The following is an 11,323-nucleotide window of genomic DNA, read 5'->3' as shown; positions in this document are numbered from 1 at the left end:
GAGCGCTAAGGCGTTCCACTCAGCAATGAAACAATAATATCTTAGCTAAATGAAATGCCTTTGCGAACAAAATTATTTTCAGGTCGGATTAAAAAACTTTGAGGTCCCAGCATTAAAAAGAATTTTCATGATATCATCTGAATACATTATTATAACGCAGTAGATCACTTTTTTTAAAGACCCGCGTACTCTTTAAGATCGCTAAGGCGTTCCACTCAGCAATGAAACAATAATATCTTAGCTAAATGAAATGCCTTTGCGAACGAATTATTTTCAGGTCAGATTAAAAAACTTTGCGGCCCCAGCATTAAAAAGAATTTTCATGATAACATCTGAATACATTATTATAACGCAGTAGATCGCAATTTTTTTTAAGGACACGCATACTCTTTTAAGATCGCTAAGGCGTTCCACCCAGCAATGAAACAATAATATCTTAGCTAAATGAAATGCCTTAGCGAACAAAATTATTTTCAGGTCAGATTAAAAAACTTTGAGGTCCCAGCATTAAAAAGAATTTTCATGATACCATCTGAATACATTATTATAACGCAGTAGATCGCAATTTTTTTTTAAGGACACGCATACTCTTTTAAGATCGCTAAGGCGTTCCACTCGGCAATGAAACAATAATATCTTAGCTAAATGAAATGCCTTTGTGAACGAAATTATTTTCAGTTCGGATTAAAAACTTTGCGGTCCCAGCGTTAAAAGAAATCTACATTATGCTATTAATTCCTACCTTGTTGAAACTTAGCCATAACTGATTTTTAAATTAAAATCCGGTTTCCGATCAAGCTCAGAAACCGGATTTGAAATACAATATGTTTTCAGATCAGGGTATTTTAAATCCTGATCATTTCTTAAAACTCAAAAGTGTAAGAAAGGTTAAATGTTCTCCCTCTTCCTTTATAATTAAACAGTTCCGGAAGTCCGTAAGTAGCATATAAAACCTGGGAACGCTTGCTCCAGATCGTCTGATAATCGGTATTAAACAGGTTCTGAATTCCTAAGTTTAATTTTCCAAAATGGAATCTGTATCCAACCATTAGATCTGAAGTATTGTAGCCTTCCACCACATTGTTAAGCTCGTCTTTCTGCTTGAAATTCTGTAACGACTGGAATCTGAATGACCAGTTTTTAATGTTATATCCGATATAGGTCACCAATTTTGATGGAGAAGCATTGTAAATTTCCTGTTTCTGCCATTCTCCTTCTTTGTCTACTTCGGATTTGATCAAAAGTCCGCTGGCACCGAAATAAACGCCATTGCTTAAGGAATAAGAAACCTCAGCTTCGATTCCCATATTTCTTAATTTCAAATCATTTACCAGGATCTGGAAGGTCTTTTTATCTACAGCAACCGTTTTATCAGAATTACTCAAAAATCCGGCAATCTGAGCTCTTAAGCCACCTTTATTCACACGGTATCCTACTTCAAACTGATTGGTCTTGATCGCCTGCAGAGGCTGTTCTTTAACATTGATGCTGGATACAACATCCCAGTTTGTCCCCACCAATTTGTACTGCCCGATTCCATAAAACTTTGCAGGATCTGCTAAACTTGCTCCCTGTGAAAAAGTTCCCCAAACCTGATGCTGCTCGTTGAATTTGTATAATAACCCTGCATTGGCTAAAGTCACATTATAAGAACTTTCACCTCCGGGAATTGCGGATGCCGAGCTTCCATAACCCATTGCAATCTGTGTTTGCTGTTCTGAACCTACAAATTCATCCATTTTCACATTGATATGCTGATAACGGATTCCTGCATTCAATTGTAATTTTGGAAGAATATTGTATTTTGCCTGAACATATCCTGCGTAGCTTTGTGAATGATTGGTTGGATATCTTCCAAGACTGTATTTTGTTTCATTGATTAAACCACCGCTGGACATTGTCTTTCCAATATCATAAACAGATTGATTCCCTTCAAATTTTTCAAAATCAAAGTCTGCGCCGTACGTAACATTTAAGCCTCTCCATGATTTGGATAGTAAAGCTTTAATCCCGGAATAATAAGTATCCTGCTGAGAAGAGGACATATAAGGTATTTTCCCGGTCTGTAAGGTAACATTTCCTGGAAATGGATAGAATCCTAATTTTTCACCTCTGGTAGCCAATTGCACATATAAATCCTGTCCGCCCAAGATTCCGTTTCCGTTATAGGCTACGGTTGCCATATAACGCTCTGTTCCTACATTTTTATCAGATGAAAAACCATCTCTCATTTCAAGTAATGACGCATTTTTTGTCGTAAATGCATTTAGATTTTCGCCTAAAAATAAACTCCTGTCGCCATTAAATTTAGAATTGTAATACTGAACCGAGGCTGTTATTTTATGCTTATTGTTAAACTGATATCCTCCGGTAGCCAGGATGTCAATGGACTGGTTATACTGAAGGTCAGTCTGGGTAATATCGGTAAAAAGCTGTTTCTGATCGGCTCCATACACACCGCCATTCTGCTGATAAGCTACTCCAAATCTCCCGAAGAACTTATCTCCTTTAGCTGCAATAGACTGAGCAGCACGGAAATCATGGTCGTCTTTTCCCATAAACCCGGTACGCACACCCAGTTCAGTTTCTCCGCTGATTCCTTTTTTGGAAGGTGTTTTTGTAATAATATTGATGATTCCTCCGGTAGCGTTACCTCCATAAATTGAGCTTGCTCCTGAAAGCACTTCAATTCTTTCGATATTAAAAGGATCAATGGCATCCAGCTGACGGCTTATCGCGCGGATACTGTTCAGGGAAACACCGTCAATCATTACCAGTGCCGAACGTCCTCTCATATTCTGTCCGTAATTGGTTCTTCCCTGCGGACCGACATCCATAGATGGGATCAGAATCGATAACATTTCTTTGATCGGAACTCCGCTTTTGGCCTGTTCCTGAATTTTTTCTTTCTGTACTACCCAAACTGTTCCCGGAACTTCAGAAATTTTTGTAGGCTTTCTGGAGGCTACGATTACTACATCTTCAATACCTTTAGAGGCAATAGAATCTTTCCCTGTCTGGGAAATCATCACTCCCGAAACCAAAAGACCTATGAATGCATATTGCTTTTTCATTCTTTCTACTTCAACGTTTTATAATTCCACAAAGATAATTCTTATTTAGAAAGAATAAAAATAACAAAATATGAAATTTTCCCTTATTTTATGATGGTAAACATCTTTTTATAGAAAAGTTTTCTAAATCTGGATATATATAAAAACCATGAAGAGGGATTTAAGCAATAAAGTAGAGTTAAGATAAATTATTCTGATTTTTAAGCTTAAGGCGAAGCTCATCTTACTACTCTAAACACCTTCATACCATCTTAATGTTTCAAAAAGTTTAAAATTTGACATCTTCTTAAAAGCGTAAAATCCCGGCCCAACGAAGGACCAGGATCTTACTAGTGAAAAACAAGGTATCTTTTATACTGCAGGTCCTGCAGCATCTTTTATTTCTTCTAATAATTTTCTTCTTTCACGAAGTCTTCTCCTTGCGATAACAGATTTACCTCCCAAAACTCTTATAAATCTGAAATATTGGAATCGTTTTGCTCCAAAATGGTGAGTAGCAACATAAATCAATACTCCAAACCCGACTAAAATAATATATCCGAAAATCTTTTTGGTGCCTATAATAATGGCATTAAGCTGAATGGCTTTCATATTAGAAGCCACATTCTGGGGAGTAAACGTCATTCCGTCCATATAAACGGCAAGATCTCCTATAGCCATCACTTGAAAACGGTACTGAAACCATGCATAGAGTGTTGAAAAAATTCCTACGGCAAGGAAAGTTCTCCAAACCAATACAAGTCCGATGGCCGCCAGCATTTCATCCATTTCAAGCTTATCCAGGGTATAAAACCATACGGAGATAAACAGTGAACACATTCCGTACCCCTTTAAAAACATAGGCAGATACCAGTTGTCATAACTGAACTCCAGTACCATAGAAAAGTACATAATTATGGCATATCCTACCATGGCGGCAAAACCTGAAAATATATACATTTTCAATGGTTTTTCTTTTTTAAACCAAAAAATAGCTATGACTCCTGCTAAGATAATTCCGGGAATCATGAGTAAACTCAGTCGGGTATTGGTCAATTGATCATATCCCAATACACCAACCGCAAAAGTGTTCTGAATAGAAGCAGTTCCCAGAAACATTCCCAGCCAGAAAAGCATGAATAAACCGTGCTGTACATTATTTTTTGTAAAAATTCTGAACGAAAGATACGGTCGTTTTAACGTCAGCTGACGGATCGAAAGCAGTGCAAAACTTACAAAAGCTGTAATGCTTGCATAGATAATATTCTTCGAATTGAACCAGTCCTGCTGTCTTCCGAATGAATACACATAGGCCGAAAACATGAACGTAGAAATGAAAAGTAAAATACTCAGCCAGTCAATATAATGCAGAGGAACTTTTAGTGCAAAATATTTATTATGCATAAAAATCCAGTGTATTAAAGCTAAAATAAAGCATAAAACTGCTGTGAAAATATAAAATTGCTGCCAGTTGTAAAGAAGGGCAAACTCAGCGGCATAATAGGTAGCCACCTGGTTCATTACAAGAACGAAGGTATAGAAAGCTCCGTAAAACATACCACGGTTACCAATCATAACCATTAGTGGCAGGAACAATTCTATGGTTACCATCATCTTCATAAAACCAATCAGCAGAGAAGTAAAAATGAAGATCATTGGCTGCAAAGTAGTTCCGTTTACGTAGCTGAGTAATCCTAAAAGCACCAGCAATAAAACCAGTTTATCCCTTACTTTGAATCTCATTTTGATTCTGAGGACAACAGGCATGCAGGCTCCCATCCCAATGGTGGTGGCGTAATTGGCCCACATAAAATATTCTGTCATGGCGCCGGTACCGCTTACCAGAGAACTGATATTTCCCGTATATACCCCACCAATGGGCATTACCACAGCAAGAAGTAATACTATCAGCAGCAGCTGTACGGGTTTCGGTACCCAATCGCTATATAATCCTTTGTTGTACATGATTTGTTTAAGTAATAGATTTCAGATATCAGATAACAGATTTTCATTATCATCCTTAACTTCCGCAGCATACGTCCGGAATCTGATATCTTCCATCTTTTAGTCTTTATTAATATTCACATTCATATTCATTCCGGCGCTCAGCTGATCCAGGTCTTCTTTTTTATTGGAAGCTGTAAACTCAATTCTTACAGGGATTCTCTGCTGTACCTTAATAAAGTTTCCGGTAGAATTATCTGTTGGTACGCTTGAATATCTTGATCCGGTAGCTGCAGAAACTGCTGTTACCACTCCTTCAAATTTCTTTCCTCCCAAAGCATCAGCTGTCATAGAAATTTTTTCTCCTACTTTAATATTCGGCATCTGGCTTTCCAGGAAGTTGGCAGTTACCCACTTCTGACCATTAAGAACAATCGTTGCAACCTGTTGTCCCGGCTGGATCAACTGTCCTTCAGAAATGGTTCTTCTTCCCATTACTCCATCATAAGGCGCTGTGATAACAGTATATGAAAGATTGATCCTTGCCATATCCAGAGCAGATTTTGTTCTTTTAATTTCAGCATCATTAATTCCTAATCTGCTTTTTACTTCAGTTGTTGAAAGGTTTGCAGATTGCTTTTGATTGACTAAGGTTTCATAAGCAGCCTTTTGAGCATCATATTCCGTCTTCACCTGATCGTACTGTTGTCTGGTAACAGCTTCGGCAGCCAGAAGGTTTTTATATCGGTTTAAATTCTGTTCGGCATTCCATAATCTAGCTTTTGCTCCTGCAATATTGGACTGCATCACATTGATATTGTTGGAAACGGTGTTCACGGAAGAACTTGTTGCCGTTTTTTGAGCCATTGCATTTTGATAAGCGGCTTCGGCCTGTCCCAGCTGCGTAAGAATTTCGCGTTCATCAAGAATGACCAAAGTATCTCCTTTTTTTACACGCTGATGTTCTATGAATTTAATTTCTTTGATGTAAGCAGAAACTCTCGTGTTGATAGGATTAATAAATTCCTCTACCTGTGCCGCTTCTGTATAGGTTTTGCTTCCGATATGGAAATATTCCCGTATTAACCAGAATAATCCGAAACCGATCACCAGAAAGACGATGATATTGGAAATAATAGCTCTTATTTTATTGGTTTTATTTTTCTTTTTTTTATTCTCAGCAGCAGATGCTGCCGGAGTTGGTGTTGTATTTTGAGTGGTTTGTCCCTTGTTTTCCATTGTTGATTTTCAGTTTTAAAAATTAAAGTGTTCCTGTAGATTTCAAAAGGTTGTAATACTGATACAAAACGTTGATTTCTGCGTTGGCATAATCAAGTTCTGCCTGTAGCTTCTGGTTCTGTGCATCAATCATTTCTGCCTGCACGGCCAACTGATTCAGATATTTGGCTTCTGTAATCTTGTAGTTTTCTTCTGCCAGTCTTTTGGAATCATTCAGAATATCTGCCTGCTGAATCGCTTCCTGATATTTGGTATAGGCTGCATTCACTCCCATATCTACATTCTGCTGAACCAGAGTCATGGCCTCATTTGCCTGGTTCTTTTGCAGTTCCCCTAATTTTACCTTTTCTTTTGTTTTATAAAGCGTATCAATATTGTAGCTCAAAGAAACCCCTGTCTGCCAGCCTCCTGAGTACATATCCAAAACAGGATTTCTCGTTGTAATAGGTCTTTGCAGCGTATATCCGCCAAATCCTGCTACCGTAGGTGAATTGTCTGTTTTGATAATTTCAATATTTTTATCTGCAACAGCAATATTTTTTTGAGCAGATTTCAGTAATGGATTGCTTTGGTGGGCAAGATCTGTGTAATAATCCATCCCTATTCCGGATTCTTTATTTTCCAGACTTTCTGTAGGAACAATTTCCGTGTCGGAAGATAAACCTAAGGCAATATTCAGATTATAATTAAGGATTTTCTTATTGTTGGTAAGGGTTAGAATCCCCTGATCCAGGTTTTTGATGGCCAATTCTCCACGAATGACTTCGTTTCGGGTTACCATTCCCTGCTGATAGAATTTCTGGATATTTTTCAGACGCTCCTGAGCCAGTTTTTTGTTATTCTGAAATACTTCTTCCTGGTTGATGATTTTATAGACATCCAGATAGTTGGAAATCACTAAAAATTTCACGTCCTGTTTGTTTTTCTCTAAATCCAGTTCAGAAAGCTGTTCACGAAGCCCTGCCATTTCGATCGATTTATTTACCAATCCTCCTTTGAAGATCAGCTGCGTAGCCTGTACCGCATATGAGCTTCCGTAATGGGGCATAGGAACGTTTGTAGAATTCGAAAAGTCTTTATCAATTGCCACTGCGTCTCCCAGATAGAACTGGCTTGTAGAAGCCGTAATTGTAGGAAGTTTCTGAAGCTTAACCACATTTGTGTTCTGCTTTGCAATATCTATATTCTGTGCATAAACTTTGAGCTGCTGGTGATTCTGAACAGCGAGTTCCGCCACCTCACCTGCAGTCATCTGCTTGATCTGTTGTGAAAAAAACAGCGCAGGAAAAGCTGCTATCAGTACAGATAGTGCTGTTTTTATTTTCTTTGTCATTTTACCTTGTTTTACAGATGCAAAGTTAGGGCAGCAACAAAATCAATCAAATGTTTGATTTTTGGAAAAAGATGTTCAAATGTAAGATTTCAGCTTTCGAACTGATGTCTGTACTGTGTAGGGCTCACCTCGAGATGCTTCTTAAAAAAGTGAGAAAACGAGTATTGATCGCTGAATCCGAGGATAGAAGAAATCTCTGAAACCGGTTTATTGGAAGAGTTTAGGAGTACTTTCGCCTCGTTGATCACAATTAAGGCAATAATCTGGCTTGCAGATTTTCCCGTGATGGTCTTTACTACAGAAGAAAGATGTCTGGTTGTAATGGATTGTCGCTCGGCATAGAACTCAACGGTTCTTTCGGTAAGATGATATTCCGCAATATCAGTAAGAAATACGAATACAATCTCTTCCTGTCGGGACATCTGATTCATAGAACTATTGTCTTCCTTGGAAATAATGCCCGCCATCTGGTAGCAGAAAACAGAGAATAGATGTTCTACCATTTCTTTTTTATAAAGCATTTCAGTATCAGAATCCAGAATATATTTCAGAAAATTGACACTTTTCCAAACGACTTCCATTTCGTCTTCAGGAAAAGGAACTCCTTTATTCATCTGCTGTCTGAAATAGCGGTAAGTAATCAGACGGTTAAATTTCAGTGATAAAGCGGAAATAAATTCTCTTTTGTAAGAAACCATCCTCGACTGAAAATCATCGGTTACTCCCACCACTTCATAAATGGTTTGCGGATCGGTTACCATAAACATATTGGCAGAAACCTCCAGATCACTGAAGTGCTGACGAAGTTTTATAGTTCCTGATTTAATAAAAATAAAAGCAGGATTTTCGGGACGAAATGGTTTACCCACAGCTATCCGCTCGAAAATATTATGTTCGGTAAAAATATCAACGCCAAATTTTTCCAGGGCAGACATAGCACAAATTTACACAATCTTACCAGTGATTACAAAATTTTATTATTTTAGCAGGAATCCAATTTCCCTTCAGCATGAGAAAGGTTGATCTATTATTTGCAGAATACAGTAAAAGCCATAGAAACCCGACCAACAAGTTCATTCACTGGATTTGTGTACCTCTTATTTTCTGGACAATTCTGGGCTTTGCCTCCCTGATTCCTTCCCCTCATTTCTGCGCTTCCTACTTCGGATGTGCCAGTATTGTAAGCCTTATTGTGATTATTCTGATCACGCTGTTCTATATAAGACTGTCCTTACTGATCGCTATTCTGATGGTCGTAGTAATGCTTATGATGGAGCATTTCATCTATCTGACCAATATTCATGTCGGAAAGCAATCATGGATCGTTTACCTTTCAGTGTTTATCATCACATGGATTTTCCAGTTGATAGGACATAAAATTGAAGGAAAAAAGCCTACTTTCCTCAAAGACCTGCAGTTTCTTCTGATAGGACCGATATGGCTTTTAGGCTTCGTTCTTAAAAAGACAGGAATCAGATATTAATCTTCCAGCGCATATACCGCAAAACTGGCCAGCCAGTGATCTCCCCCGTAATTCCCCTGAAAAAGCAATGGCAGTCCATTAGCCAGAAATACATCTGCTGTTTTCCTAAAATCTTTCTTTAGCGGATGATTGGCAGGAAGTGCATTGGATATTCCTTTCATACACCATGCTTTAGAAAAAGATAATCCCACAAGGTGAACGGTCTGATAATCGCTTAAATCGCTTACGACAGGAATTTTTTCGACATTTTCCAGACTTCTTTTTTCATAGAAAGCATTCAGCCACTGTACAAAATCCTTTTGAGGAAGCACTCTTCGCATCAGATCCGCAATTTCAAGACTTGGCGAAAAGAAATCCGATCCGTCCGGCTCCAGATAAGCAGGTGTTTTCTGTTCTTGTAAGAAAAAGTATTTTGCCTTTTCTATCAGCTGGTTTTCAAACTCCTTATCTTTATTGGCTCTGGCCCAATCGATGGCAAAAGACATGGCAAATGCCGTATTAGGATGAACTCCGGTTCTGTTGGGATAAGTTTGCTTTGGAAGGTAAGTTTTCCATGATTTCAGGATCTGATCTGTAAGGGGTTTCAGATTCTGATGCCATATTTTGGCTTTCGGATGATCCCAGTTGGTCAATTCTTCATCCAGCTTTAAAATCCATGCCCAGCCATAGGTTCTTTCAAAAGTTCCTGTCAGCTGATATTTTGTAAAGTAATCTGCCTCAGTCTGTAGTTTCTCTTTCTGAAATGATTCATCCAGAATTTTTTCAATTTCTTTGGCATTAGACAGATTAGGTTTTGTTTTCAAAAGCCTTGTAAGCATCCAGTGTCCATGAACAGAGCTATGCCAGTCAAAACATCCATAAAAAGTAGGGTGAAGATCTTTTGGAGTTAAAGGAACTTCGCCTGCATTATTAATGATATGGGCAGTTTTATTAGGATATTCCTGATTGATACAGTGAAGGGGTTTGTCGGATAATTTCATGGCCATCTCGTCTGTAAGTTTCGGAGCTTCCTGGGCATACATCAGAAATGGAGAGAATGCTAATACTAAAAGACTTTTTTTCATGAATTAAAAATAGAAATAATTTACCAGTTCCGGTAATTTTTCATGTTGGTTTTGAAGTTATTTCTTCTGTTTATTGATTGCGTATTACCTCTTCTTTTTATTTTAAATTGTCACTTATCTTACAAATAATCAGTTTTGAGCACACTTTTTGATCATACCCATGAAAAACTAACTAACCTATGAAACAAATTATTTTTCTATTATCAGGTCTTATTCTGATCAATTGCAGCAAATCAGGTGGTGAAAAACAGGAATTGAAAGCCGACCTGACAGAAGTTCTAACTGAAGATAGAGCACCTTCTCCCGCAGCGGCGCCTCCACCTCCACCACTTTCTATCTCTGAAAAGGTAGTTTCTGATGAAAATGGGACCAACAAAGATGTTTACCCCTCAAAGAAAACAGATACAATCTCCAAAAAAATCATCAAAAACGGAGAGATGAAGATTCAGGTGGGTGATATTAAAAAAACGCAGAACCAGGTTGATGAGATCATCAAGAAAAACAATGCTTATATCCAGAAAGAAGAGTTTCAAAATACAGATATGGATGATAACCTTACCCTGATTATCCGGGTACCTCATAAAAATTTTGATGCACTGATCAATTCCTTTTCAGAGGGTGTAGGAACCGTTTTATCTAAAAACATTTCATCGAATGACGTTACAGAAGAATATACTGATATCGCCATAAAGCTTGCCAACAAAAAAATATATCTTGAAAAATACCGTGATATGCTTAAAAGTGCTGCTACCACAAAAGATATGCTGGAAATTCAGGAAAATATCCGTGAACTGGAAGATGAAATCGATGTGGCAGAAGGCAGACTTCGTTTTATTGATGACCGGGTGAATTACAGTACTCTGAATTTGAATTTATATAAGGAGAAAGTGAGAAGTTCAGCCACCTCAAAAATAGGTTTTGGAAGCCGTTTTGCAGATTCGGTAACGGAAGGCTGGAACAGTTTTATAAGCTTTCTTCTGGGAATCATTTCTCTGTGGCCATTCTTTTTGATCATTCCTGTCATTGTTTTTATCTGGCGAAAATGGAAATCAAAGAAGAAGGATTAGAATTAATTATTAAAAATCCGGGCATCTTCGATGCCCGGATTTTTACTGCATTATCAACAATTTATACTGTTTCCAGTACCGTACTAAAATCAATAATAATGCTATAATCCTGTTAAGAGCTCTTAAATATTTCTTTATTT

General features: G+C 37.8%; 8 protein-coding genes. 2 read left to right on the top strand and 6 right to left on the bottom strand.

Annotated elements, in window-relative coordinates; all coding sequences use genetic code 11:
- Positions 1-863: 863 nt before the first annotated feature.
- The 5 genes from FB551_RS02335 to FB551_RS02315 form a co-directional block, all read right to left on the bottom strand.
- Positions 864-3,074, bottom strand: coding sequence for a TonB-dependent receptor (locus FB551_RS02335; RefSeq protein WP_142014597.1), 2,211 nt, complete (start codon positions 3,072-3,074; stop codon positions 864-866).
- Between the two features lie 351 nt (positions 3,075-3,425).
- Entirely contained in the window at positions 3,426-5,018 is a 1,593-nt protein-coding gene (locus FB551_RS02330; RefSeq protein ID WP_142014595.1) for an efflux MFS transporter permease, read from the bottom strand.
- Between the two features lie 99 nt (positions 5,019-5,117).
- On the bottom strand, positions 5,118-6,236 hold the full coding sequence (locus FB551_RS02325; RefSeq protein ID WP_142014592.1) for an HlyD family secretion protein: 1,119 nt from the start codon (positions 6,234-6,236) through the stop codon (positions 5,118-5,120).
- Positions 6,237-6,258: 22 nt separating this feature from the next.
- The gene (locus FB551_RS02320) at positions 6,259-7,569 is read right to left on the bottom strand and encodes a TolC family protein (RefSeq protein ID WP_142014589.1); all 1,311 of its coding nucleotides are present in this window, start codon (positions 7,567-7,569) and stop codon (positions 6,259-6,261) included.
- Positions 7,570-7,658: 89 nt separating this feature from the next.
- Positions 7,659-8,504: a helix-turn-helix domain-containing protein gene (locus FB551_RS02315; RefSeq protein ID WP_047432061.1), complete on the bottom strand. Its 846-nt coding sequence runs from the start codon at positions 8,502-8,504 to the stop codon at positions 7,659-7,661.
- Between the two features lie 74 nt (positions 8,505-8,578).
- Between FB551_RS02315 and FB551_RS02310 the strand changes: the two genes are divergently transcribed.
- Positions 8,579-9,052: an Mpo1 family 2-hydroxy fatty acid dioxygenase gene (locus FB551_RS02310; RefSeq protein ID WP_142014587.1), complete on the top strand. Its 474-nt coding sequence runs from the start codon at positions 8,579-8,581 to the stop codon at positions 9,050-9,052.
- Here FB551_RS02310 and FB551_RS02305 read toward each other — a convergent pair.
- Positions 9,049-10,116 (bottom strand): DUF2891 domain-containing protein, encoded by a 1,068-nt coding sequence (locus FB551_RS02305; RefSeq protein WP_142014584.1) that lies wholly within the window; start codon positions 10,114-10,116, stop codon positions 9,049-9,051. The genes FB551_RS02310 and FB551_RS02305 overlap by 4 nt on opposite strands.
- A 179-nt stretch (positions 10,117-10,295) precedes the next feature.
- On the opposite strand from FB551_RS02305, the gene FB551_RS02300 reads away from it, so the two are divergent.
- The gene (locus tag FB551_RS02300; RefSeq protein ID WP_142014581.1) at positions 10,296-11,183 is read left to right on the top strand and encodes a DUF4349 domain-containing protein; all 888 of its coding nucleotides are present in this window, start codon (positions 10,296-10,298) and stop codon (positions 11,181-11,183) included.
- Positions 11,184-11,323 lie beyond the last annotated feature (140 nt).

The organism is Chryseobacterium aquifrigidense (assembly GCF_006716485.1).
Taxonomy (GTDB): domain Bacteria; phylum Bacteroidota; class Bacteroidia; order Flavobacteriales; family Weeksellaceae; genus Chryseobacterium; species Chryseobacterium vietnamense.
Note: the sequence above shows the minus strand (reverse complement) of the source record. Positions and strands in the feature narration are given on the sequence as shown.

Coding starts and splice junctions, on each gene's coding strand:
- FB551_RS02335 (WP_142014597.1), bottom strand. CDS start 3,074: ATGAAAAAGCAATATGCATTCATAGGTCTTTTGGTTTCGGGAGTGATG.
- FB551_RS02320 (WP_142014589.1), bottom strand. CDS start 7,569: ATGACAAAGAAAATAAAAACAGCACTATCTGTACTGATAGCAGCTTTT.
- FB551_RS02305 (WP_142014584.1), bottom strand. CDS start 10,116: ATGAAAAAAAGTCTTTTAGTATTAGCATTCTCTCCATTTCTGATGTAT.
- FB551_RS02325 (WP_142014592.1), bottom strand. CDS start 6,236: ATGGAAAACAAGGGACAAACCACTCAAAATACAACACCAACTCCGGCA.
- FB551_RS02310 (WP_142014587.1), top strand. CDS start 8,579: ATGAGAAAGGTTGATCTATTATTTGCAGAATACAGTAAAAGCCATAGA.
- FB551_RS02300 (WP_142014581.1), top strand. CDS start 10,296: ATGAAACAAATTATTTTTCTATTATCAGGTCTTATTCTGATCAATTGC.
- FB551_RS02330 (WP_142014595.1), bottom strand. CDS start 5,018: ATGTACAACAAAGGATTATATAGCGATTGGGTACCGAAACCCGTACAG.
- FB551_RS02315 (WP_047432061.1), bottom strand. CDS start 8,504: ATGTCTGCCCTGGAAAAATTTGGCGTTGATATTTTTACCGAACATAAT.